The 26,120-nt window shown below is 30.8% G+C and carries 21 protein-coding genes; 5 read left to right on the top strand and 16 right to left on the bottom strand.

Annotation, left to right across the window (positions count from 1 at the left end; all coding sequences use genetic code 11):
* Nucleotides 1–81: 81 nt before the first annotated feature.
* The 5 genes from BMX42_RS05750 to rplM form a co-directional block, all read right to left on the bottom strand.
* The gene (locus tag BMX42_RS05750) at nucleotides 82–963 is read right to left on the bottom strand and encodes a DMT family transporter (protein ID WP_091310249.1); all 882 of its coding nucleotides are present in this window, start codon (nucleotides 961–963) and stop codon (nucleotides 82–84) included.
* A 68-nt stretch (nucleotides 964–1,031) separates the two neighbouring features.
* The gene (gene tsf, locus BMX42_RS05745; RefSeq protein ID WP_091310920.1) at nucleotides 1,032–1,856 is read right to left on the bottom strand and encodes a translation elongation factor Ts; all 825 of its coding nucleotides are present in this window, start codon (nucleotides 1,854–1,856) and stop codon (nucleotides 1,032–1,034) included.
* A gap of 138 nt (nucleotides 1,857–1,994) precedes the next feature.
* Nucleotides 1,995–2,753 (bottom strand): 30S ribosomal protein S2, encoded by a 759-nt coding sequence (rpsB, locus tag BMX42_RS05740; protein ID WP_091310245.1) that lies wholly within the window; start codon nucleotides 2,751–2,753, stop codon nucleotides 1,995–1,997.
* Nucleotides 2,754–2,933: 180 nt separating this feature from the next.
* Complete coding sequence (gene rpsI, locus BMX42_RS05735) at nucleotides 2,934–3,320, bottom strand: 30S ribosomal protein S9 (RefSeq protein ID WP_091310242.1); 387 nt, start codon at nucleotides 3,318–3,320, stop codon at nucleotides 2,934–2,936.
* Nucleotides 3,320–3,775: a 50S ribosomal protein L13 gene (rplM, locus tag BMX42_RS05730; protein WP_091310237.1), complete on the bottom strand. Its 456-nt coding sequence runs from the start codon at nucleotides 3,773–3,775 to the stop codon at nucleotides 3,320–3,322. The genes rpsI and rplM overlap by 1 nt, the downstream gene beginning before the upstream one ends.
* A 211-nt stretch (nucleotides 3,776–3,986) precedes the next feature.
* Here rplM and BMX42_RS05725 point away from each other — a divergent pair, with 211 nt between their 5' ends.
* Nucleotides 3,987–5,018, top strand: coding sequence for a LacI family DNA-binding transcriptional regulator (locus tag BMX42_RS05725; protein ID WP_091310916.1), 1,032 nt, complete (start codon nucleotides 3,987–3,989; stop codon nucleotides 5,016–5,018).
* Here the strand turns inward: BMX42_RS05725 and surE are convergent.
* Nucleotides 5,013–5,768 carry a 5'/3'-nucleotidase SurE gene (surE, locus tag BMX42_RS05720; protein ID WP_091310233.1) on the bottom strand — a complete coding sequence of 252 codons (756 nt, stop codon included), beginning with the start codon at nucleotides 5,766–5,768 and terminating at the stop codon, nucleotides 5,013–5,015. The genes BMX42_RS05725 and surE overlap by 6 nt on opposite strands.
* Before the next feature lie 133 nt (nucleotides 5,769–5,901).
* On the opposite strand from surE, the gene BMX42_RS05715 reads away from it, so the two are divergent.
* Nucleotides 5,902–8,130, top strand: a complete 2,229-nt coding sequence (locus BMX42_RS05715) for a carboxy terminal-processing peptidase (protein WP_091310230.1) — start codon at nucleotides 5,902–5,904, stop codon at nucleotides 8,128–8,130.
* Nucleotides 8,131–8,204: 74 nt separating this feature from the next.
* Here the strand turns inward: BMX42_RS05715 and BMX42_RS05710 are convergent, their stop codons facing one another.
* Nucleotides 8,205–8,771, bottom strand: coding sequence for a hypothetical protein (locus BMX42_RS05710; protein WP_091310226.1), 567 nt, complete (start codon nucleotides 8,769–8,771; stop codon nucleotides 8,205–8,207).
* Nucleotides 8,772–8,926: 155 nt separating this feature from the next.
* Between BMX42_RS05710 and BMX42_RS05705 the strand changes: the two genes are divergently transcribed.
* Nucleotides 8,927–9,628 (top strand): DNA/RNA non-specific endonuclease, encoded by a 702-nt coding sequence (locus BMX42_RS05705; protein ID WP_245748253.1) that lies wholly within the window; start codon nucleotides 8,927–8,929, stop codon nucleotides 9,626–9,628.
* Nucleotides 9,629–9,634: 6 nt separating this feature from the next.
* Here BMX42_RS05705 and BMX42_RS05700 read toward each other — a convergent pair whose 3' ends face one another.
* From BMX42_RS05700 to purH, 7 genes are all read right to left on the bottom strand, one after another.
* A complete protein-coding gene (locus BMX42_RS05700; RefSeq protein ID WP_091310219.1) occupies nucleotides 9,635–10,252 on the bottom strand; it encodes a hypothetical protein in 618 nt (205 codons plus the stop codon).
* Nucleotides 10,242–11,498, bottom strand: coding sequence for a rod shape-determining protein RodA (gene rodA, locus BMX42_RS05695; RefSeq protein ID WP_091310215.1), 1,257 nt, complete (start codon nucleotides 11,496–11,498; stop codon nucleotides 10,242–10,244). Before rodA ends, BMX42_RS05700 begins: the two co-directional genes overlap by 11 nt.
* 95 nt (nucleotides 11,499–11,593) lie before the next feature.
* Nucleotides 11,594–13,561: a penicillin-binding protein 2 gene (gene mrdA / locus BMX42_RS05690; RefSeq protein ID WP_091310212.1), complete on the bottom strand. Its 1,968-nt coding sequence runs from the start codon at nucleotides 13,559–13,561 to the stop codon at nucleotides 11,594–11,596.
* Nucleotides 13,558–14,064, bottom strand: coding sequence for a rod shape-determining protein MreD (mreD, locus tag BMX42_RS05685; RefSeq protein WP_091310209.1), 507 nt, complete (start codon nucleotides 14,062–14,064; stop codon nucleotides 13,558–13,560). Before mreD ends, mrdA begins: the two co-directional genes overlap by 4 nt.
* A complete protein-coding gene (gene mreC / locus BMX42_RS05680; RefSeq protein WP_091310206.1) occupies nucleotides 14,064–14,900 on the bottom strand; it encodes a rod shape-determining protein MreC in 837 nt (278 codons plus the stop codon). Before mreC ends, mreD begins: the two co-directional genes overlap by 1 nt.
* 11 nt (nucleotides 14,901–14,911) lie before the next feature.
* Nucleotides 14,912–15,940 carry a rod shape-determining protein gene (locus BMX42_RS05675; protein ID WP_091310203.1) on the bottom strand — a complete coding sequence of 343 codons (1,029 nt, stop codon included), beginning with the start codon at nucleotides 15,938–15,940 and terminating at the stop codon, nucleotides 14,912–14,914.
* Between the two features lie 142 nt (nucleotides 15,941–16,082).
* Entirely contained in the window at nucleotides 16,083–17,609 is a 1,527-nt protein-coding gene (gene purH / locus BMX42_RS05670; protein ID WP_091310199.1) for a bifunctional phosphoribosylaminoimidazolecarboxamide formyltransferase/IMP cyclohydrolase, read from the bottom strand.
* 157 nt (nucleotides 17,610–17,766) lie between these two features.
* Here purH and BMX42_RS05665 point away from each other — a divergent pair, with 157 nt between their 5' ends.
* Nucleotides 17,767–19,017, top strand: a complete 1,251-nt coding sequence (locus BMX42_RS05665; RefSeq protein WP_091310196.1) for an ABC transporter permease — start codon at nucleotides 17,767–17,769, stop codon at nucleotides 19,015–19,017.
* Between the two features lie 66 nt (nucleotides 19,018–19,083).
* Nucleotides 19,084–20,952 (top strand): asparagine synthase (glutamine-hydrolyzing), encoded by a 1,869-nt coding sequence (asnB, locus tag BMX42_RS05660; protein ID WP_091310192.1) that lies wholly within the window; start codon nucleotides 19,084–19,086, stop codon nucleotides 20,950–20,952.
* A 42-nt stretch (nucleotides 20,953–20,994) separates the two neighbouring features.
* Here asnB and BMX42_RS05655 read toward each other — a convergent pair whose 3' ends face one another.
* Both BMX42_RS05655 and BMX42_RS05650 read right to left on the bottom strand, forming a co-directional pair.
* Entirely contained in the window at nucleotides 20,995–23,256 is a 2,262-nt protein-coding gene (locus BMX42_RS05655; RefSeq protein ID WP_143055607.1) for a hypothetical protein, read from the bottom strand.
* A 118-nt stretch (nucleotides 23,257–23,374) separates the two neighbouring features.
* The gene (locus tag BMX42_RS05650) at nucleotides 23,375–26,089 is read right to left on the bottom strand and encodes a TonB-dependent receptor (RefSeq protein WP_091310184.1); all 2,715 of its coding nucleotides are present in this window, start codon (nucleotides 26,087–26,089) and stop codon (nucleotides 23,375–23,377) included.
* Nucleotides 26,090–26,120: the final 31 nt, after the last annotated feature.

Here is a 26,120-nt window from a genome sequence, read left to right as displayed (position 1 = left end):
CAGACCAAATGTAAATGCTTATAGAATTAAAAAAAAAGCCCGATATAATATCGAGCTCATTTTGTTTATTTTATGTTTGTTCTACTTTCTATTCGTAATATAAACTCCAAATAAAATAATTACAGTTCCTGCAACTTGTAACAAGGTGACTCCTTCATTGAAAATTACACTCCAAATAGTTGCAACAACAGGAATTAAGTAGGTTACGTTGGATGCAAAAATAGGTGAGGACATTTGTATCAATCGATAAAAGTAAATATTGGCTAATCCTGTACCAACAATTCCTAAAATTGCGACATAGAACAAAGGATATATATTGTAACCATCAGCTACTTGATGAATCGTTTGAAAATCAAATCCATTATAAAGTAAAATTCCAATTGCAGGTAAAAGTAAAAAAGCAAAATTCCCTACTGTAATAGCTAATGGAGATACATCAGATAAATATTTTTTTACTAAATTAATATTTGAAGCATAACACCAGGAGGCTACAATCACCAAAAGTGCATACCAATAATTTTTAGAAGGATTTCCTGAAGCGCCAGCGTAAACTAATAGTAAGCAACCCGCAATTCCGATTAATAAACCCAAAATTTGTTTTCTGCTAAAGGTTAATCCGAAAAATATACTTCCAATTATTAATGTGTTTAAAGGTGTAAACGAGTTTAAGGTAGAACTAATTGAGCTGCTAATTTGAGTTTGCGCTAATGCGAAAAGAAAAATAGGGAAGAAGTTACCTAGCAATCCAGCTAAAAAAATATATTTAATTTTGGTTGAATTAATTTTAAATAGTTCTTTTCCAGCTATAAGTAGCAAAAATGCTGAGGTGAATATAATTCGGTAAGCGCCTAATTGATAAGCATTCATACCGCCATCTAAACCTTTTTTCATTAGTATAAATGAACTTCCCCAAACTACTGCTAATATTAGCAAGATAAACCATTTTGAATTTTTGTTTCCCATAAAATACAAGTAAAAAATAAGGCTGTCAAATTTGACAGCCTTAAAGGTATAGATATTTTTAAGATATATTATCCTAAAGCAGCTCTTTTGAACCCTGTAACAGTTAAACCTGAATCTACAGATTTAATGTAAGCAGCAACACTCATTGAACTATCTTTAATATAATCTTGGTTTACTAAAGTATTATCTTTAAAGAAACGTCCTAATTTACCTTTAGCGATGTTTTCAATCATAGCTTCTGGTTTACCTTCTTGACGTAACATATCTTTTGCGATTTCAATTTCTTTTGCAATAGTATCAGCATCAACTCCAGACTCATCTAAAGCGATTGGCGCCATTGCAGCAGCTTGCATTGCAACGTTTCTAGCAGCTTCAGCACCACCATCAACATTTGCAGATAAAGCTACTAAAGTAGCAATACCGTTTCCAGCGTGAATGTAAGAATTAACAAAAGCACCTTCTAATCTTTCGAAAGAACCGATTTCAATTTTTTCTCCAATTACACCAGTTTGCTCAATTAATTTTTCAGCAACAGTGATTCCACCGAAGTCAGCAGCTAAGAAAGCGTCTTTATCAGTAAAGTTTAATGCTAAGTTTGCGAAATCATTTGCTAATTTTACGAAACCTTCGTTTTTACCTACGAAGTCAGTTTCACAATTTAAAGAAACAACAACACCAGCAGTATTATCACTATTAACAACAGCAATAACAGCACCTTCTGTAGATTCTCTATCAGAACGGTTAGCAGCAACTTTTTGACCTTTTTTTCTTAAAATTTCAATTGCTAATTCAAAATTACCTTCAGCTTCAACTAAAGCTTTTTTGCAATCCATCATACCAGCACCAGTTGTAGTTCTTAATTTGTTAACTTCAGCAGCAGTTATATTTGACATTTTATTATATTTTAAATTATTAATGTAAAAAAAGAAATTCCAATCGTAAAAATCCAAATTCCAGTTTTATATAATTTACAACAAAAAGTTAATAAATTAATTTGGAATTTGGAATTTTACTTTCGGAATTTATATTATTTATGCTTCAGATGAAGTTTCTTCAGCTTCAGCTACAGGAGCTTCAGTTGCAGTTTCTTCTTTGTCTGATTTTCTCTCAGATAAACCTTCTGTAATAGAAGTAGTTACTAAAGATAAAATTTTATCGATTGATTTAGAAGCATCGTCGTTAGCTGGAATAACGTACTCAACCAAACGAGGGTCAGAGTTTGTATCAACCATTGCGAATACTGGAATGTTTAACTTTTTTGCTTCTTTTACCGCGATATGTTCAGCTTTAATATCTACTACGAATAATGCAGCAGGAATTCTTGACATGTCAGCAATTGAACCTAAGTTCTTGTCTAATTTTGCTCTTAAACGATCAACTTGTAAACGTTCTTTTTTAGAAAGCGTCATAAAAGTACCGTCTTTTTTCATTCTGTCAATAGAAGCCATTTTTTTAATAGCTTTTCTGATAGTGATGAAGTTTGTTAACATACCACCTGGCCATCTTTCAGTGATGTACGGCATGTTACAAGCAGCAGCTTTTTCAGCAACGATATCTTTTGCTTGTTTTTTGGTAGCTACGAAAAGTATTTTTCTACCAGATGCAGCAATTTTTTTCAAAGCTTCATTAGCTTCTTCGATTTTTGCAGCAGTTTTATATAGGTTAATGATATGAATACCATTACGTTCCATATAAATGTAAGGAGCCATGTTTGGATCCCACTTACGAGTCATGTGTCCGAAATGTACACCAGCCTCTAGTAACTCTTTAACGTCAATTTTGTTTGCCATTTTGTAATAGTTTACGTTCCGTGTTCTAGCAATCTTTAAGTAGTAACTTGCGTTTGTCTTAAAAATTTAGATGCTAAACTAATTTCTTTTTCAATAAAAAGAAATATCGACAACTTGTTTTTAAATTCTAATTTAATTGTAAAAATGTATCTGAAAAATAATACAGGAATAAATCCAATATTAACGTTTCGAGAATTGGAATCTCTTACGTGCTTTCTTCTGACCGAATTTTTTACGTTCTACCATTCTTGGATCTCTTGTTAGTAATCCTTCTGGTTTTAAAACCAATCTGTTTTCTGCTTCTACTTCGCACATTGCTCTTGCAATTGCCATTCTTACAGCTTCTGCTTGACCAGTTGCTCCACCACCATAAACATTAATTTTAACGTCGAAATTGTTTTCGTTGTTAGTTAATGTTAAAGCTTGTTTTACTTTGTACTGCAATGTAGCAGTTGGAAAGTAAACAGCGAACTCTCTTTTGTTAACTGTAATGTTACCAGTTCCTTCTGAAACATAAACACGTGCAACTGCACATTTTCTTCTTCCGATTTTGTGAATTACTCCCATTACTTAAGATCGTTTAGGTTAACAGTTTTAGGTGATTGTGCTGCATGTTTATGAGCATCTCCTATGTTAACATTTAAATTACGGAATAATTGAGCCCCTAATTTGTTTTTAGGCAACATTCCTTTAACTGCTTTTTCTACTAATAATGCAGGATTCTTTTGTTGCATTACTTTTGCAGTTAGACTTCTTTGTCCTCCTGGATAACCTGTGTGACGGATGTAAGTTTTCTCATCCAATTTGTTTCCAGTAAGATTGATTTTTTCTGCGTTAATAACAATCACGTTATCTCCACAGTCAACATGCGGCGTATAACTTGGCTTGTACTTACCTCTTAATAGCATAGCTACTTTAGAAGCAAAACGACCTAAGTTATGACCTTCAGCGTCTACAACAATCCACTGCTTGTCTGCAGTAGCCTTGTTTGCCGAAATTGTCTTGTAGCTTAATGTGTTCACAATACTAATTTTTAATTAAACATTCCATTCCTATCCCCGAACTTCGGGTTTAGGGGTGCAAAAGTACAATTAAATATTAAAATTACAAACTCTAACCTAAATTTCTTTTGTATTGATTTTGAAGTCTTTGAATTCTATTCTAAATTTATATTCATTTTAATACAATTATTAGGGTCTGTTTTTATATTTTTGATTTTGATATAGTATGAAAATGAAATCTAAAGCCACATTAAAAGAATTAGCAAAAGAATTGGGTGTTTCTACTTCAACGGTTTCTAAAGCGTTAAGCAATAGTCCTGAAATTAGCGAGCAAACTAAAATTAAAATTAAAGAATTTGCCCAACTTAAAAATTACAAACCCAATAGCATTGCTAAAAACTTAAAAAACCAGCGTTCCTATACTATTGGTGTGGTTTTACCAAATATTTTAAATCCGTTTTTTGCTAAAGTTTTTTCTGGAATTGAATTATATGCCAACGAAAAAGGATATAATTTAATTACGTGTACCTCTAACGAATCTTTGGAAAAAGAAAAACAAATGATTGAAATGTTAGATAATGGTGCGATTGATGGTTTTATTTTAGCTTTGGCCGAAGAGACTCAAAAAGAAAATGATTTTGCACATATATATAATGTAATACGTCACGGAACGCCAGTTGTTTTGTTTGACCGAATTGCAGAAGAATTAAAATGCGATAAAGTAATTGTAGATGATTTCGATTCTGCGGTAAATGCTACTCAATATTTAATTGATACAAATTGTAAAAAAATCGCCTTATTTTCTACCATCAATAATTTAAGTGTGGGCGATTTAAGACAAAACGGTTACAAAGAAGCATTGCTGAAAAACAATATTAATTTTGATGAGAGTATTTCTTTATTAATGGATTCTGATATTGGTTTTGATGAGAAAATGAGCAAACTTATTTTAGATAAAAAACCAGATGCGATTTTTGCTATTGACGAATATGCTGTGGTAACCGCCATGAAATTTTGTTTAAAAAACGGACTTCATGTTCCAGATGATGTGTCAATAATTGGATTTGCCGACGGGTTGTGGTCACGTCGAATGACGCCAAGTTTGTCAACCATAAGTCAGCACGCACCAGAAATCGGGCAAAAAACGGCGGAATTAATCATCAAACGTATTGAAGAAATTCCTGATTCAGAATCAGAAAAAATATTTGAAACGGCCGTAATTAAAACCGAATTACGAAAAAGAGATTCAGTTCGAAAACTATAAATTCCAATTGTTTAATTGCTGAATCGCGTGATAGGCCGTCAAATCAAAATGAACGGGAACTATGGAAATGTAATCATTTGCTAAAGCCCATTCGTCCGTATCTTCACCATTATCATGATTCACAAATTTTCCTGTTAACCAATAGTATTCTTTTCCCATTGGATTAGTGCGTTTGTCAAATTCTTCTTCCCAAGCCGCTTTCGCTTGACGACAAATTTTAATACCTTTAATTTTATCTGTTTTCGGGAAATTTACATTTAAAATAACACCTTCTGGTAAACCTTTTTCTAAAACTTCTAATGCAATTTTTTTGATATAAGGTTTGATGTTTTCGAAATTAGCGTCCCAACTATAATCACACAATGAAAATCCAATCGATGGAATTCCTTCAATTCCGCCTTCAACCGCAGCACTCATCGTACCAGAATAAATCACATTTATAGATGAATTCGAACCATGATTTACTCCAGAAACACATAAATCGGGTCTAGTTTTCATTAGTTCATGAATCCCCATTTTCACACAATCTACCGGTGTTCCAGTGCAACTATAGGCATTTTCGGTTCCTAAAAAACCTGGAATATGCTTCAATTCTAACGTACTGTTTATGGTTATGGCATGACCCATTCCGCTTTGCGCGCTATCAGGTGCAATAATAAAAATTTCACCTAATTCGTGCATCACTTCCGTTAAGGCTTTTATTCCTGGTGCTGCAATACCATCATCATTAGTAATTAGAATTTTTTTCATTTTCGTGAAGTGTTAAATTATTTGCTAAATTATCATATTTTATGATTTTATTGCAGATAAAAATATTAAATTTGTTTTCATCATTTTAAATAATGGTACGATTACACTTTTGGCACGATTTTAGAAATTAGAAATGAAAAATATAGTAGAATTTATGAAAAGAAATTATAGAGTTTTATTGATCGTAGGAATATTATCTGCAGGATTGTGGAGTTTTATTCCGTCTCAAAAAACGTCTGGCGACGAAAAGGATAAAATGTTAATTGAGTTGCTTTCTTTCGTGTTAGAAAAAGGGCATTTTTCACCAATTCAATTGAATGATGATTTTTCGAAGAAAGCCTATGCGTCTTATATTCAGTCGTTAGATCCAACGAAAAGATATTTTATCGAATCGGATATCAATGAATTTCAGAAATATGAAAATTCAATTGATGATATGATTAGAAGTAAAGATTTGTCTTTTTTCGATTTAACATACAAAAGATTAATGTTAAGAATGAAAGAATCTAAAGAAATTTATAGTGAAATTCTTTCTAAACCATTAAACTTAAATGACGAAGAAACCATTAATGTAGATTACGAAAAATTACCATTCGCAACTTCTAAAGCTGATTTAGTGGCAAGATGGAGAAAGCAATTGGAATTCGCTGTGTTAAGTGATATTACGGATAAAGAAGAAATTCAAGATGCTATTGTAAAAAATGCAGACAAAACTATTAGTCAAGTAGTTGATGTTAAAGAAAATAAAGAAGCAGTTAAATCAGCTCCAAAAACTTTTGAACAATTAGAAGAAAAAGCTAGAAAAAACACGGAAAGTAATTTAAATAACAACTTCAGTTTTATTGGAGAATTAACTCGTGAAGATTGGTTCTCAATTTATCTTAATGCGATTGTAACGCAATACGATCCACATACGTATTATTTTTCTCCAGAAGATAAAGAGAAATTTGATGTAAGTATGAGTGGAAAATTCGAAGGAATTGGCGCGCGTTTACAAAAGAAAAATGAAGGAATTGAAGTTTCAGAATTAATCAGTGGTGGTCCAGCTTGGAGAGGAAAATTATTGGAACAAGGCGATATTATTATCAAAGTGGGTCAAGGAAACGAAGAGCCTATTGACATTTCTGGAATGCGTTTAGATGATGTTATTAAAAAGATAAAAGGACCAAAAGGAACTTTAGTAAAACTGACAGTTAAAAAAGTAGATGGAACTATTAAAGTAGTGCCAATTTTTAGAGACGAAGTGGAAACAGAAGAAACTTTTGCAAAATCGACTGTGGTTAATAAAGATGGGAAATTATATGGTGTAATTTATTTGCCGAAATTCTACCAATCTTTTGAAAACAAATCGCAAAGAGATGCTTTTAAAGATGTTGCTCAAGAAATTGAAAGATTAAAAGAATTGAACGTTCAAGGAATTGTAATGGACTTACGTGACAATGGCGGAGGTTCTTTAGAAACGGTTGTGAAAATGACAGGTTTATTTATCGATAAAGGTCCAGTAGTTCAAGTAAAACCAGCAAATGGTAAAGCACAAGTTTTACCTGATACTGATGCAAAAGTACAATGGGACGGTCCGTTAGTTGTAATGATTAACAATTATTCGGCTTCAGCTTCAGAAATTTTTGCAGCTGCAATCCAAGATTATAAAAGAGGAATTGTTGTTGGAAGTAAGCAATCTTACGGAAAAGGAACGGTTCAAAATGTATTTGAATTAAACGAATTTGTTCGTGGTAACCAATACGGAGATTTAGGAGCGTTAAAAACTACGACTCAAAAATTCTACAGAATTAATGGTGGTTCTACGCAATTAGAAGGTGTAAAAAGTGATATTGTAATGCCAGACCGTTTTAGTTTTATGGAAACTGGTGAAAAAGACGAAAAAAGCGCTTTACCATGGGATAAAATTGAACCAGCTGATTACACACCATTAAATGTGAATTTTGATAAAGTAATTGCAAATAGTAAACACAGAATTGCTGCAAATGAAAATTTCAATTTAATTTCTGAAAATGCAAAATGGATCAACAACAGAAAAGAAGACAATACAATTAGTTTAAATTATACTTCTTACAAAAAAGAGTTGGCTGACATTGAAGCACAAACAAAGAAATTTAAAGATATTGAGAAATTCAAAAACAACTTAACGTTTACTTCTTTACCATATGAATTAGAATTAATGGCAAAAGATGAATTGCTAAAAGAAAAACGCGACAGATGGCATAGTGAATTAATTAAAGATGTTTATATGACAGAAACATTAAATGTTTTAACTGATTTAAGCGGAAAAGACGCAAACACAACTTCAATGAAAGGTCAAAAAGCTAAAAAAACTAAAGAGAAAAAATTAGCTTCGAAGTAATTTCAATTTTAAAATATAAAAAAATGCCATTCAAATTGAATGGCATTTTTTGTTTCTATGGAATATGAAAACGCTTATCTTATTTTGTCTAATTTGATAGTAGCTTTTTCTAATTTGTTTTGTAATTCGATGCTTTTATCAAGAAGTTTATCAATTTTTCCTTGACGCTTTAATTCGTCATTTGGAGAAAGTTTTCCTCTTTTTTTATCTTTTTCAAAATCCTTTTTCTCGTCTTCTAGTTTTTCTTTGTTTTTAAGAATATCTTCTTTTAAATCAGCAACTTTATCTCTTGCATCTGCTAATTGTTTTCTTTCTTTTTCAAGTTTTTTTCGGTCTTTTTCTGCTTCTTTTCTTGCTTTTTCAGAGGCTTTAAGTTCTTTTGTTAATGCAAGTTTTTCTTTTTCAATTTCTTTTTGTTGGTCTCTGGCTGCTTTTTCCGCTTTTTCCTTTTCTTTCGCTGCATCCTTATCTGCTTTTTCTTTTGCTTTTAAAGCTTCTTTGTCTGTCTTTTCTTTTTCTAATTTAGTGACTTCAACTTTTTGAATCGAATCAGTTGGTTGAGTTGGAGCAGGTGTTATATCTTGCGCGTTTGCATTTAACGCAAACAAACCAAATGCCATAAAGGTTAATGTTTTTTTCATAATTGTAGGTATTAGATTGAACGTTTTTTGTTTACTTTTACAAAGATAATAAACATAATTATGCGATTTTTTTTTTAAATATATTTATTCTTTCTGTTTTTACTTCTTGTCAAATTAAAAATGAAAAAGTAACAGAAGCAACCGATACAATAAATGTGCCAACTTCAGAAAAGGAAGCAGAAAACATTGAGTTTTCTTATCTGCCAACATCAACTACAAATGCGGTTTATGAACATAAAGGGTATGTGTTTTCATATGTGGAAGCACATGAACAAAGCGAGTGGGTTGCCTATTTACTTGAAGATGGAAAATGGAAATATTCCAATTTAGAACGTCCACTTTTTGAACAAGATCCAATAGTAAAAACGGAATCAGCACATTGGGGAAATTATAAAAAATCAGGTTATACGAAAGGACATTTGTGTCCGGCTGGCGATAGAAAACAAACACAGGAATTATATGACGAAACTTTTTTTACAAGCAATGCTTCGCCACAATTATACGATTTCAATGCTGGAATTTGGAACCGTTTAGAAAACAAAGTACGCTATTGGGCTGGGAAATACGATGGCATTTATGTTGTAACTGGTGGTGTTTTAAGTGATGATTTAGAAACTATTGGTAAAGAAGATGTTTCCGTGCCAAAATACTTCTACAAGGTTTTATTAACGAAAGATAAAACGAGAATGATTGCTTTTTTAGTACCACATGAAAAATCGAATAAACCTTTATATGAATTTGTGGTTTCTGTAGATGAATTAGAAAAGAAAACAGGAATTGACTTTTTTCCTAAATTAGATGATGCAACTGAAAATAAATTAGAAGCGAGTAAAGATTATAAAGGTTGGAGTTTTTAGGAAGTATTACTTCAAAATTTCTGTTGCAAATTCTTGAATTCCATTCCATTCATATTTTTCTATATCAACATCCCAAATCCATTTCGTTTCATAATACATAATTAGTAAATATTTATGGTATAATTTGAAAAATTCTTTTAGTGAAATGTCATGATTATCTGATGCTCTTTTAAAATCAGAATGATTTCTTCTGTTTCTAATATATCTAAAATGTTTAGCAAATTCTTCAGGAAATCTTCTATCATAAAAATCTATTGTTTCTCCTAAATTGTCTTCAAATCCTTTTATAATTCTGTTTTTTCTATTTCTTAATAGTTGTTTTAATTCATTGTTGAGAATTATATCATGCTTTTCATGATCCTTCATTTTATTATTTAAATCATGGATTTCATAAGTTTTTGATTTATTGTGTTTTAATTCATTTTCTATGAAATTTAGATAAAATTCATATAAATGTGAAAGAAAATCTACATAAGAATTGTAGCAATCAATTCGGTCTTTTTTTGTTGGATTTGACTTTAGATAAACAGCTTGATTGCAAAAGTTTTCAAGTGCTTTTGAGCATCTGTAAAATTCATGTGCTAAAGTTATGTTTAGAAGTTTATCCATTCTATTACCACTCATTCACTTTATTCGCATCTAGCTTAATAAAGATAAAAAGCATAATGGTAAACGCCCATAAACTAGAACCACCATAAGAGAAAAAGGGTAGTGGAACTCCAATGGTTGGGAACAAACGAATTAACATCGCAATGTTTACAAAAAAGTGGGTAAATAAATAGGTGGCGACGCAATAGCCATAGACTCTGCTAAATCTAGTTTTTTGCCTTTCAGCTAAGTATAAAATTCTAATGAATAAACACACGAATAAACTCATGACTAATAGGTTTCCTACAAATCCCCATTCTTCACCAACGGTTGTAAAAATATAATCGGTGTGTTGTTCTGGTACGAAACCACCTTTGGTCTGAGTGCCTTCTAAATATCCTTTTCCGAGTAAACCTCCAGAACCAATCGCAATCATAGATTGGTTAAGATTATAACCTTCTTTTTTCATGTTCACATCTTTCCCTAAAAGCACGTTAATACGGTCTTTTTGATGTGGTTCTAGAACTTTATCGTACATATAACTTACCGAAAAAGCAAAACTCGCAATGGCAATAAATATCAAACCGTATACAATTGGATTTCTGGAAATTAATCGGTTGAAAATATAATGAATCACCATAAAAACCCCAATAAATGAAATTAGGAATATCGGTTTTATAATTAAAGCTAAAAGGAATGTGGCGATAGCGATGGCGCCTGTCCATAAATACCAACCCGGTAATCCTTCTCTATATAATACAAAAATTAGAGATAAAAATATCATCGCACTACCAGCATCTGGTTGCATTAATATTAAAACTATCGGCAATCCCATTATGGCAAAAGCAATGTATTGAAAGTTTCTTTTAGCTAAGTTTACTTGGGCATCACTCAAATATTTTGATAATAATAAAGCGACGGCAGTTTTAACAAACTCAGAAGGTTGAAAACCAAATCCGCCAAATTGATACCAGTTAGTTTGTCCTTTTTTTTCAACACCAAAGACAAATAATCCGAGAAGTAGTGCAATTCCAATACCATAAAACACAAAGGAAAACCGTTCAAATATTTTTGAATCTACAAATAATATGGCGAAAATAATTGGGATGGTAATGATCATGAAAATCATTTGTCGTCCATAATTTAAACTAAAATCAAAAGTATATTCTTGATCAGGTGGAACAGTAACAGAATAAATAGTCATCCATCCAAAAATAACAAGGATGATGTATAACAAAATTGTTATCCAATCGATGGAATTACTAATATCTTGATTTTTCATATATGCAAATTTATTTTTAAGAGGTCATATATGGTATCACCTTGTTATTTATAGGTGTTTGTTTGCACAAACTTTTTGTTAGTGGTGATTTCATTTTATTTTTTTACAGAATCTTTTTTCTTACCTGTTGCTTTATTCTTCTTTTCGTCCTCAATTTCCTTTTTAGATTTCAACTTCATACGAAGCGAATCTACTTTAGTTAATTTCGGTTTATTAATAGAATCTTTACTCGGATATAATTTTCGATATTGATAATTTAAATTACCTTCTAACATTCGTTTTTCTAAATCTTTTCGGGTAATTTTTTTGTTCAAATATTTTTCAATCATTAACGTAGCAATTGGTCCAGCCCAAGTATTTCCGTAATGCCCGTTTTCTACGATTACGGCAATAGCAATTTTAGGTTGTATTCTTGGCGCAAAAGCTACAAATTCTGAATGGTCTTCTAATTGTACACGTTTTCCATTTATTTTTGCAAAGTTTTCTGCAGTACCTGTTTTTCCACAAATTTCTAAACCAACAACACCCAAACTATAAGCAGTACCATGATTATATACGTCGAATAAGCCATTAACTATTGGGTCAAAATGTCTCCTTTCAATCGTTGTTACGTGTTTAGTTGTGTATTTAGGGTCAATTTTTCTTCCTTTAATACTTTTTATAATATGTGGTGTGTAATAATAACCTCTATTTGCAATTGTCGCCATCATATTTGCCAATTGAATTGGAGTCATTGAAACTTCACCTTGTCCAATTGAATTAGAAATAATCGTTGTAGAACGCCAACCTCCATTTGGATAAAACCTTTCATAAAATTTTGATGTTGGAATGTGTCCTTTTCTACCAGTTGGTAAATCGTAACCCATAAAATTACCTAATCCGAAACTTTTTAAATGATTTGCCCAAGCATTTACTCCGTCTTTTGGTTTTTTATATTTTTCAATCGTACGCTTATAAGTATTTGCAAAATAGGTATTACACGATTTATAAATTCCGAAATTCAGTTTAATGTGTCCGCCAGGACAGTGGCATTTCATAAAAGCTCCACGACCATAATAAAAACCAGGTCCACAACTAAATGAAGTTTCTTCGTCAATAACACCTTCTTGTAAACCGACTAATCCAGTTAAAATTTTAAAAGGTGAGCCAGGAGGAAATTCTCCTAATAATCCTCTATCGTACAAAGGTTTTGCAATGGAATCGTTATATAATTTGGTATAGTTTTTTGAACGTTGTCTTCCAACTAATAAGGCAGGATCATAAGAAGGAGCAGTTACCAATGCTAAAATTTCACCAGTACTGGGTTCAATGGCTACAATTCCACCACGTTTATTAACCATTAATTCTTCACCATATTTTTGTAAATCTCCATCGATTGAAAGCGTTAAATCACTTCCTTGTTTGGCAATAGTGTCAAATTTTCCTTCTTTATACGAGCCAATTTCACGATTGTGCTTGTCTTTTAAAATATATTTCACACCTTTTACACCACGTAAATCTTCTTCATAGGCTTGTTCTACGCCTTGTTGACCAATTAAATCTCCACTTTTATAATAGGGTTGTTTGGCAATAATGGCGTCGTTAACTTGTGTGATAAATCCAAAAACATTGGCGCCACTTTTGGTTTGATATTCTCTTAAGGCACGTTTTTGAATATAAAATCCGTTGTATTTTCTAATTTTTTCTTGAAAACCAGCAAATTCCATTTTGTTTAATTGCGCAAGAAATAGTGAAGGTAATCTTGGGCTATATACTTTTGCTTTTTCGATTTTTTCTAAAAACTCTGGTTTTGTAATTTGAAGAATTCGGCAAAATTCAAGTGTATCGATTTCTTTAACTTCATTCGGAACAACCATAATATCATAAGATGGCTGATTGGCAACTAAAAGTTTTCCATTTCTGTCATAAATATAACCTCTTTCTGGAAAGTCATATTTGATTTTTATAGCGTTGTTTTCCGACTTAATTTTTAAGGTGTCATCAATAATTTGTAAGTAAAAAAGACGCGCCAATAAAATAACCGAAGTTATAATGATAATGGTTGGTAATAAGGTCTTTCTCATCGTTTATTAGGTTTAATTAAATAAATACTAATGATGCAAATTATAAACGTAAATAAAGTACTTAAAATGGTGCGAGTTATGATTTCGAAAATTAAATCAAAACGATACAATTCTAAACTAAAAAGCACTAAATGATGAAATAAAATTGCAGACATGATAAATGTAAATCGGTCTACAGATAGTTTTTCGGCAATTCTAATGGTTTGATATTCGTAACTTAAACCAAAGGCAAATTTTAAAAATCCAGGCCTAAAATACGCGAGTAGTAAACAAGCTGTTGCGTGAACTCCGCCACTATCGCAAAATAAATCCATTACTAAACCCAAACAAAAACTTGCGGCTATAAACCCAGATTTGTTAGAATTAATTGGGTATAAGATAATGAATAATATATATAAATACGGATTTATCCAACCTCCAAATTTGACTTGTTCTAAAACAACAATTTGTATCGTTAATAAAACAATAAAACGTATTAAATTTAAAATGAAGTTACTGTTCATTATTTTTTAGTTGGATCTTTTTCGGTTTCTGTTTCCAGAGCTTGTTTCTCTAATTTCTTTTTATTTTCAATAATATAAACATAACCTAATGAAGTCATGTCGTTAAATAATCGAATATTGATAACATATTTGTTGGTTGCTTTTTCTTCAAAGATTCTGTCAATTTTTCCAATTGGAATATTTTCAGGAAATATAGCCGATTGTGCTCCAGTAACAATCGTGTCTCCTTTTTTCAGGGTTGCCAATTTTGGAACATCTATCAATTGTACGTAACCAGCATTTCTTCCATCCCAAGTGATAGAACCAAAATGCTCAGAATTTTTTATTTTTCCGTTTAAAGGATTTTTGGTATGTAAGATACTAATCACCGTAGCGAAATTTTTTGATGTTTTTTCAATAATTCCAACAACGCCTCTGTCGCTAATTACAGCCATGTCAGGTTTTAATCCTTCAAATGCGCCTCTATCTAAAGTTAAAAAGTTTTCTTGTTTGCTGTAAGAATTCTTAATTACTTTAGCTTGTCTTACTGTGTAAGTGGATAAAATATCCGGCACTACAATTTTACTTTCTAAAATAGTATCTTTTTTATTGAAAAGAATTTCTTTTAAACGCGCATTTTCTCTGGCTAAATCTTCATTTTTTTGTCTTAAACCAAAATATTCTTTTACGCTATTAATTTGGTTATACGTATAACCAGATACAGCGTTTGAAGAATTAATATACTGGCTTCTGTGGTAAGAATGTGATTTTACCGTAAGTGTTAATGAAACACCCAAAAGCAGCAAAAACAGCAATTTATAGCTGTTTTTTATAAGAAAATTTATAATTTGCTGCATGTATTACGTGCTTATTTAATTAAGATATTTTTATACTTCGCTAAGTTTTTAAGTGCCATTCCAGTTCCTCTAACAACGGCTCTTAAAGGATCTTCAGCGATATAAACTGGTAAATCTGTTTTTAACGAAATTCGTTTGTCTAATCCTCTTAACATAGATCCACCACCAGCTAAGTAAATACCTGTGTTGTAAATATCTGCTGCTAATTCTGGAGGAGTTTGAGAAAGCGTTTCCATAATCGCATCTTTAATTCTTTGTATAGATTTGTCTAATGCTTTTGCGATTTCTCTGTAAGAAACGTCAACTTGTTTTGGTTTTCCAGTTAATAAGTCACGTCCTTGAACCGACATATCTTCTGGAGCACTTTCTAAATCTTCAACAGCGGCACCAATTTGAATTTTAATTTTTTCAGCAGTAGTTTCACCTACAAATAAATTGTGTTGTGTTCTCATGTAGTAAATGATGTCGTTTGTGAAAACGTCACCGGCAATTTTAACCGATTTATCACAAACAATACCTGCTAATGCGATAACAGCAATTTCTGTTGTTCCACCACCGATGTCAACAATCATGTTTCCTTTTGGTTGCATAATATCAATTCCGATACCAATTGCAGCTGCCATAGGTTCGTGAATTAAGTATACTTCTTTTCCATTTACACGTTCTGCAGATTCTTTTACAGCACGCATTTCCACTTCAGTAATTCCAGAAGGAATACAAATTACTAAACGTAGTGCAGGAGTGAATAATTTTTTCTTTAAAGCTGGAATACTTTTGATAAACATTTGAAGCATTTTTTCGGACGCATCAAAGTCGGCAATTACCCCATCTTTCAATGGACGAATTGTTTTAATGTTTTCGTGGGTTTTTCCTTGCATCATGTTGGCTTCTTTTCCAACAGCAATTATTTTTCCAGTTATTCGGTCCCTAGCAACAATTGAAGGGCTATCTATTACAACTTTATCGTTGTGAATTATCAGTGTATTCGCGGTACCAAGGTCAATTGCGATGTCCTCAGTCATGAAGTCAAAAAATCCCATATTTATATCAAGGGTTTAGTATTTTGTATGTTTATATTCAACTAACAAAAGTATAAAATTAAATTGGAATTATTTAAAATAAAAACGCATTAAAAAATAAATTTTTAATGCGTTTTAAAATATGTGTTTTGTAGGTAATTTTTTAGTGTTTGAAATGACGAACTCCTGTCATAACCATCGCTACATTATTGTCGTTGCAATAGTTGATACTTAATTCATCTTTTATAGAACCACCAGGTTGAATAATTGCCGTAATTCCTGCTTTGTTTGCGATTTCAACACAATCTGGGAAAGGGAAAAATGCATCACTTGCCATTACTGCGCCAGTTAAATCAAATTCGAAAGTTTTTGCTTTTTCAATGGCCTGATTTAACGCATCAACTCTAGATGTTTGTCCAGTTCCTGAAGCACATAACTGACGGTTTTTTGCAAATACAATTGTGTTTGATTTTGTATGCTTACAAATTTTTGATGCGAATAATAAATCTTCAATTTCTTCTGCGCTTGGAGCAGTTAAAGTTGCCGTTTTTAAAATGTCAGCTGAATCTGTAATATTATCTTTGTCTTGAACTAAAATTCCGTTTAAACATGTACGAACATTTTTAGCAGGTAACTCAACATCGTTGATAACTAAAATAATTCTGTTCTTTTTCTCTTCTAAAATATCAATAGCTTCTTGATCGTATGAAGGAGCGATTACTACTTCGCAAAATAATTTATTAATTTCTTCTGCAGTAGTCACATCAATATTTCCGTTTGCAATTAAAACACCACCAAAAGCTGAAGTTGGATCGCCAGCTAGAGCGTCTAAATATGCTGCTTTCATGGTTGGTCTTGTTGCTAAACCACAAGCGTTATTGTGTTTTAAAATAGCGAATGTTGGTTCGTTATTTTTGAATTCATTCATTAAATTTACAGCAGCATCAACATCTAATAAGTTGTTGTATGATAGCTCTTTACCGTGTAATTTAGTAAACATTTTATCGAAATCACCAAAGAAAAATCCTTTTTGATGAGGGTTTTCTCCGTAACGTAAAATTTGTCCTTTTTCTTCGCTAATTTTTAAATACGTATCTTCTGTGTTGAAGTAATTAAAAATAGCTGTATCGTAATTTGAAGAAGTATGGAATGCTTTTGTAGCTAATAATTTTCTTTGTTCGATTGAAATTGAGCCATTATTTTCAGTATAAAAACCTAAAAAAGTAGCATATTCATCAACTGAAGCCACAATGGTTGTGTCTTTAAAGTTTTTAGCTGCAGCACGGATTAAAGATATTCCGCCGATATCAATTTTTTCAATAATATCAGCCTCACTTGCGCCAGAAGCAACTGTTTTTTCAAATGGATATAAATCAACAATTACCAAATCAATTTGAGGAATGTCAAATTCTGTCATTTGTGCCACATCACTTTCATTGTCTTGACGGTTTAAAATTCCACCAAAAATTTTCGGATGTAAAGTTTTCACTCTTCCACCAAGAATTTCAGGGAAAGAAGTTACATCTTCAACTGCCACAACAGGAACATTTAAATTCTTAATAAAATCTTGAGTTCCTCCAGTTGAATAAATTGTTACATTGTTTTGGTGAAGTGCTTTAATAATTGGCTCTAAGCCAGTTTTGTCAAATACAGAAATTAGCGCCGATTTGATTTGTTTTGTGTGAGTCATTGTATTGTTGTTTGTTTTCAGGTGCAAAAGTAAGAATTTGAATAAGAAAATGCAATAATTTCATTTTCTAAATTACTTCTTGGAAGCAAAAAAATCTACATCTAAAATTGTAACAAATTCTACTTTTTATCTACATATATCCAGAATATTGATTTTTATGATACTATACTTACGTTTACTAAAAGAAAGTTTTGCTTTTGCACTTAACGCTTTGAGGAATAATAAATTACGAACTTTATTGTCTTTATTAGGCGTTACGGTTGGTATTTTTTCTATTATTGCCGTTTTAGCAGCTGTCGATTCTTTAAAGAAAAATATTGTAGACAGTTTAGATGGGATGGATAAAAATACTATTTATTTGTTTAAATATTCTTTCGGACCAACTGATGTTGAAGAATGGAAACGCGACCAATTTCCACATGTAAAGTATGATGAATTTCAATTTTTACAGAAAAATATGGATGATATTGATAAAATTTCGTTCAACTTTTTCACTGGAGACCAAACTTTAAAATATGATGAAAACACGGTAAATTCTATTCGTGTTAAGCCTTCAACTAGTGATTTTTTTGAAATTGAACCTTTTAAAGTTGAAAAAGGAAGATTGTTTAATGAAGCGGAATCCAATTCGGGAACATCAGTAATTGTTATTGGTAGCGAAGTTGCTGAAGGTTTGTTTAAAGGAGGAGAACCTATCGGAAAACAAATTCGATTGTATGGTCAACGTTATACAGTTATTGGTGTGTTGAAAAAAATGGGAGAGAATGCTTTTGGTGATACGAATGATGTGGCTGTTTTTTTACCCGTAAATAATATTAGAAAATTATATGGTGATAATAGTAATCTTTTTACGCCAGCTATTTTAATTAAGCCAAAAGAAGGAGTTGATATGGAAGAATTTAAGGCTGAAATAGCTAATAAAATGAGAAATTTTAGAGGTTTAAGAGCAGGGGAAATTAATAATTTCTTTGTAAATGTACTTTCAGGTTTTACCGATTTTATAGATGATATTGTCGGTCAAATGAACGTTTTTGGTTGGTTAATTAGTGGTTTTTCTCTTTTAGTAGGTGGATTTGGTATTGCCAATATTATGTTTGTTTCTGTAAAAGAGCGTACCAATTTAATTGGAATTCAGAAAGCCTTAGGAGCTAAAAATAAATTTATTTTATTTCAGTTTTTATTTGAAGCTGTAATTTTAGCCATGTTTGGAGGATTATTTGGAATTATTTTAGTTTGGATAATTGCTATGATTTTAACAAGTGTGTTGGATTTTCAATTTGTACTAAGTGCTGCTAATATTTTATTAGGTTCAAGTTTGTCAATTGCTATTGGTTTGATTTCAGGAATTTTACCTGCAATTTCTGCTTCAAGGTTAGATCCTGTTGAGGCAATTCGTACAGGAATGTAAAAATAAAGTTTTCTCTTGTTTAAAGTTAATTTTATGCTATTTTTGTATTCTTAAACCCCAGTTTAAATGTGCGGAATTTCCGGTTTTATTAATAAAAACCTCTCTGATAATAATAAACAAATCTTGATAAAAGGTTTGAGTGAGCTTCAAGCGCACAGAGGTCCCGATTTTTCCGGTGAGTGGAATAAAGATGGTAATGCACACTTTTTTCACCAAAGATTGTCGTTAATTGATGGAAATAGTCGTTCCAATCAGCCTTTTTTTAATGATGATTTCGTATTGTGTTTTAATGGAGAAATTTATAATTTCTTAGCCTTAAAACAACATTTACCAACCGTTAACTTTATTACAACTTCAGATACGGAAGTGCTTTTTCAATACTTAATTCATTTCGGAATTGAAAAAACGCTTCGTGATATTAAAGGAATGTTTGCTTTTTCTTTTTATAATGTAAAGAAAAAAGAACTTTTTTTAGTTCGCGATCGTTTCGGAATAAAACCGTTGGTCTTTGTAAATAATTCAGAAGTTTTTGCTTTCGCATCTGAATCGAGAACTTTAGCAAAAGCTTTGCAATTAAAACCAGATAGTTATAAAAGCATCATGGCTTTAAATAGCACATTAGAAGGTAGTTCTTCTTATTCGTTATTTAATGATGTGATAAAAGTTAAAGCAGGAGCAGTTGTTAAAATTTCTGAAAACTTAGAAGTTTCTGAAGACTATTACTATAAACTATCTGATCAGGTTGATGCGAATCATTATAAAGAATTGGCAAAAAAACCAAAATCGGAAATTGTAAAAGAATTTGATACTTTAATATCTAAATCTGTTGATGAAATGTTGGTTTCCGACTTTCCAATGGGTTCATTCGTGAGTGGTGGAATTGACTCTTCTCTTTTAACTGCAATTGCCAAACAATACAGACCAGATATTGAAATGTTTACTGCTGATATTGTTGGTAAGCATTCTGAATATTCAGATTCATTAGCTTTAGCGAGTCATTTAGATTTGCCTTTACATAAAACGGAATTTCATCCAGAGGATTTTTTAAAACATTGGATTACAGCTACTGAACATAATGCCGCACCAATTGTGTATTTTACCAATGGTGTGCCAATTTCTAGAGTAGCACATTTAGCCAGACAAAATAATGTGAAAGCTGTAATTTGTGGTGAAGGTTCAGACGAATTGTTTTTAGGATATTCTAAACTAATGGCGGCGCGTTATAAAAATGCTTTATTATTTCCTCATGAAATTTTAAAGAAAATTTACAAAATATATCCAACGTTACATAATTATCTTTTTCCGCCATCTTCTTCAAATTTAGATGCATTTAATATCAGATTGGCCAATTCATACAAAAGTGAAATGTTGTATGAAAAAGGTTCTGAATTGTTTTCATTCGTACCAAAAAACGAACAAAAGTACTATTTGGATTCTTTCGAAATGATGCAAAAACATTTACAAGCATTATTGTACAGAAACGACAGAATGGGAATGATTTCTTCAATTGAAGTGCGTTTTCCATTTTTACATGAAGATGTTGTGAAATTCGGTTTGAATTTACCATTAGAATATAAAACACGTTGGACAACTCAATTACACAATAAGAAACATCCTTTTATTACCGATAAATGGATTGTGAGAGAAGTTGCTAAAAAATATTTACCTCAGAATTTGGTTGCCAAAAAGAAAAATGGATTACCAATTGACGGTTTAAATGGAGTTCGCTTTGCAAAAGAGTTCTTTAAAAACGGATATGTAGCTCAGAATTTACAATTAGACGATGCTACTTTAGATTATATGATACGAAACGAAAATCCGTATTTTATTGGAAAATTAGCTTCAGTAGAATTGTTTGGTTTGTTGTACGATTTTAACGAATCACATCAAGACATTCAACAAAAAATAGATAAGTTTGCGAAAATGAAAGTATAAAAAAATCCTGTTTTAATTAAACAGGATTTTTTGTTTCAGAAATTACTTCTTCATATTATTTAAGGCATTTTCAAACTCTTCATGACTTATTTTCATAGTTTTTGCAAGAGCAACCGCTTTAGTTTGAATTGCAATAGCTTCAGATTTTTTTCCAACAGCAAAATACAATTGTCCTAATGTGTCTAATGAATATGGATTGTCTTTTTCTACAAGGTTTGATAATTCCGACCATTTAATTGCTCTTTCAAAATCTTTAGTTTTGTTTGTTTCAAAAATATCCCAAGCTTGAGCGTTTAACATCGTATTAATTCTGTTTTTAAAACTAGTCCAATCTATTTCGTAATCAATATCAGCACTAATATTGTTAAACTGAGTATCTATGTTTTCAAAAACAGGCTTGTTATTTACCAAAGTATTGTAATATATGTCAACTAGTTTGTTAGCTTCTTCTGATGCCTTTTCTTTTGTGTTAAAATTATTTATGGCATTTTGTATGATTCCTAAATTATTTCCTGAATAAGAAATTAATTTATACGCAATATCATTATAAGTTTGAATGTCAGGATTATTTGCTGCTTTTTCCGAGATAATACTACTTAAAATTGTTGCGATTTTAACTTTTTTTTTTTCGTCTTCGTTATATTTTAAAATATAATTGATGAATTTAATCTCTTGTTTGTTATTAGTGTTGTTTTCGTTTTTAAACAAATCAAAGCTATTATGATTTCCTGAAATTTCCCCTAATAGGATATTCACTAATTCGCTGTTTACGATGTTTTTAGAATTGTAGTATTCGAAAATAGTGTTTAATTTTTCGGTTAAGATTTTCTCAGAAACTTCAGATTTGTAATAGGTGAAATTTTTGTTTTCATAGGCATCTGCAGCAGCTTCTACAACTGCAGCAGCCTCAGTAGTAGCGTCTTCATTTTCATCATATTTTTCTTCAATAATTGGCTCTTCTTCAGTATAACTTGTTAAATTGTAGTAATATTTCGAAGTAAATAAATCTTTATAATTAGTATTCAAAGTTTTTGTTAAATCTGGAATACTTGTTTTTTTATTGGTAACTGTATTTGATAATGTAATAGCGTTTTCAGTTTCTAGAAGTTTATTACTTAAAAAGGCGCTATCATAATTTAAGGTATTGCTAATTTGATCTATTGATTTTGTAGAGGTTGCAATAATTTTTCCATCTTTATTTAAAATTAAAAACGATTTATCTGTTACATTGTTTTTCTTAAAAAAGCCTTCGTCTGATTTTGTAGCCAAATAAAAATTAAATTTATCATAAGCGGCATCATATTCAGAATACATAGTGTTGCTAATATTTATATTGTATTCTTCAATTAAATTCTTGAAATCCTTTTCGGTTCTTTTTCCTTTTGGATTGTAATACACAAATAAATACTTTGCAGGATCTTTCTTAATGTTTACTAAAGCTTCTTTTAAATTTTTTTCCACTTTAGCTTTAAATTGATAATCTGTATCAGAATAAGCCGCAGCAGTATCAACAACTACAGCAGCGCTATCTGCATAAATGTCATTGAAATCTTTTTTGCCAGGATATGTCCAGTTTTTTTCTGTAGTTTTAGTAGCTGGAATTTCATTTTTAGTTTCAATTTTAGCTTTTTTATTAACGAATTTTAAAGGAGAAGTTTTGTTTACATATACTTTTAAAGCATCTTCATTTTCTACCACACCAGTCATTTCAAATTCATCAAAAATACTAGTATTGCTCTCAATTTTAACTTCAGAAACATCAGAAGAAATTATATATTTTTCAATTTTTGCTTTTGATTGTAAGTTTCGTACGACATAAATAGCGTAAGGTTTGTCTAATTCGAAAGACATTTTGGTATTTTCTTCCTCACCTTCTTTTTTATCTGAATAGGATTGTTCATAAAAACGCTCAATTTCATCTCGATCAAAGTATTCATTAAACGTTTTGTAAGTGATTTCTCCGTCTGCTTTATTTTGAATTCCTAAAAAATAACTTGGACGACTATATAAATAAGCTGGTTCAATGAAAATGTTAACTTTTTTATTTGCTGTTTTGCTTTTTTTGAATTGTACATTAAAAGCATTTTTCAATTCATTTGATAAATCGTTTGAGAATTTTATTGAATCGTTTATAACTTCATATGTTCCATTTAAAACAAACATTTGAAACGTTTTGTCGTCGTTTAAGAACAAATTAATTCCTTGATTTGTTTTGTCAATAGAAAGATATTCGCCAGTTGAGGGTTTAGTTTGCGCATTTACAAATTGTAAGGAACAAGCAATGATAAAAAGGATTTTTTTCATTTGGAAGGTGTCTAATTTTGTGTAAATGTATAAAATTTTAGAAAATGAAAACAAAAAATCCCAACTTATTTCAGTTGGGATTTTAAACATTTTCTTACAAATATGATTATGTAATTTCTTATAAATTGTATTTCAAACTTAATATAATATAACGAGGTTGTACATAGTAACTTGAAAAGTTAGTAGAGCCACCAAGCGGAGTAAAAGTATTGTCGTTTAATGATTTTGTGTTTAATAAATTAGTCGCGCTAATTTTATATTCCAGCTTGCTGTCTTTTTTCTGATACGAAAAAGATGCCGTTAAGAAATCATATTCTGTATCAATAGTTTTGGCTTTATTTCTGTTATGATAAAAGTCGTAATCAGCTGTAAATGAAAACGCATCTAAAAAGAAATATTCTAAATTTACAGAAGGATTGTCTACATAAAATGTTTGAACTTGTGAATCACTAATTGAAAAATTATAAGACAACTCAATATTTGGTAATTCTTTTAAATTAGTTGAAAAGCCAACATTATAATTTTGAATGTAATTTTCTGCAGTTTGGATATAATCTGTATCATCTGGTCTTACAAGAATATTGTTGTTTTTGTTCCATGATAAACTTAAGCCTCCATCAGCTTTGAAGTAACGAGCAAATGAACGGCCATAATTAAATGCTCCAGTAATTGATTCTTGTGGAAAGTTTGAATTAAGATTTACAGAACTTGAAACTTGATTAACACTTAAAGGGTCTATAAAAGCTCGATTGGTAATAATATCTGTTTGTTTGGTGTAAGTAAGGTTTGCGAAAACATTTTCCATGTTAAACATACTAAACTTAAAAAAACGTAACGAGTGAACTTGAGAAACAGAATTTTCTAAGAAACGATTTCCACTATATAAACTGTTGTAGTTTGAAAACACGTAACCTTGAGCTAGTTTGTTAATGTCAGTAAAATTGTTAGTCAATGAAAAGTTATATGTTAACGATTGTGATTTTTTCATTTGCCATAACGCATAGAAATCTGGTAAAACTCTATTGAAACTCATTTTATTTGAGCTGTTCAATTGGCTGTCAACGGTGTTAAATTGGTGTACAGAAACTCCTGGATTTAAAGTGAATTTTCCAAATAACATTTTGTAATGTAACCCAACAAAAGCATCGTTAAAAGCATAATTTACATCATTTGTATTAGATGCATCGGTTAAATTGTTTTGTGTTCCATTATCTAAAATTTGAAACATATTTGAGTTAAAATTCTGGTACGAATACGTATTTCCAACAGTTACATTAATATTACTTTTTGGAGTAACCATATAGTAATAATCAAACTTCGCATCAGTTTTATTTGTTTTTACAAATCGGTTTTGATTGACATTATTTCTTGTTTGTGAATTGTCATAATCAACTAAAAAGAAAGGTTGTGTTTCTAAATTAGCATTATAAAATGGATCTTCTTGTTGAAATAAATTTTGCAATTCAAAAGCAAAAACATTTTTATCATTTAAGGTATAATAATAATTTAAATTTTGATTTACAGATAATGGTTTTTGGCTTTTTTCTGTAAAAATATTTCCTTGTAAACTAGAAAGTACACTTTGCTTTTCCAATTGATTCGATGTTTTCAATAAAGCATCATAATCTAAATGCATTTTTGTAGAAGGTACATAGCTAGAACTAATTTTAAATAAACCTAAGTCGGTTTTTTGTTTTGAAATATCCTGACGATTTTCAATAACATTTATTGGTGTTCCTGTTGATCTATCAGTACGATTGTAAATATTGTCCGTTTGTAAATCGGTTTTATTGTACGAATAAATTCCGAATCCACTAATTGTCCATGCTTTTGATGGATTATAAGAGAAGTTTGCTGCACCAAATTTGGAATCAATATTTTTAGCACGATTGTTTCTCATTCCCATAATTCCTAAATCGTTCGTAGAAATATTTATACTAGAACCGCCTTTTTTCATCATGTTTTTAAATCCACCCGTAAACTTGAAATAGTCTTGCATGGTTAAAGGTAATTCTCCAATATTGTTTAAGTTTCCAATTAAATTGACACTGTATTTTGGACTATAATAAAATAATTTCGGATTTAAAATACTTCGGTTTTCTGAATCAGCAACTCCAGCACCAGCCATCATATCACCAAACCAGAAATTCTTTTTACCATCTTTTAGCTTGATGTTTAATGCGACATTGTCTTCGTTGTTTTCTAATCCTTTTAAGTTAGAAACCTCGTTATAATTTCTTAAAACCTGAATTTTATCTAAGGCATCTGCAGGAATGTTTTTGGTAGCAATTTTGGTATCGCCATCAAAAAAATCTTTTCCTTCTACCATTACTTTTTGTACTTTTTTACCTTCTACTTCAATTTCTCCATCTTTATTTACAGTAACTCCAGGTAATTTTTTAAGTACATCTTCTAGCTTTTTCTCCGTTCCATTTGTAAACGAATCAGAATTATAAATAATGGTATCGCCACTAATTCTAACAGGCATTTCTTTTACAATTTCAACCGTTTCAATCGTGTTTGAACCCGATAAAACGATATCGAAAGTCATGTTTTCTTTAGTAGTTGTAATTTTTTTCTCAAAAGGTGCATAACCAATGTAACCCGCTTTAATGGTGTATTCGGTATTGGCTTTTAAGTTTAATGAAAACTCTCCTTTTTCACTAGTAATGTTATAGGCATCCATAGCCTTTGTAGCTTGGTTTATTGCCATAACATTAGCAGTTTCTATAACTAAATTATCGGTATCTTTTAAAATTCCTGTTACTTTAACAGATTGAGCATAAATTGAGCCTGAGATAAAAATGGCTAAGAGTAATAGTATTTTTTTCATGGAAAATTGTAATTGTTGTATAAATTTAAGT

This window comes from Flavobacterium terrigena (genome assembly GCF_900108955.1).
GTDB lineage: Bacteria > Bacteroidota > Bacteroidia > Flavobacteriales > Flavobacteriaceae > Flavobacterium > Flavobacterium terrigena.
Note: the sequence above shows the minus strand (reverse complement) of the source record. Positions and strands in the feature narration are given on the sequence as shown.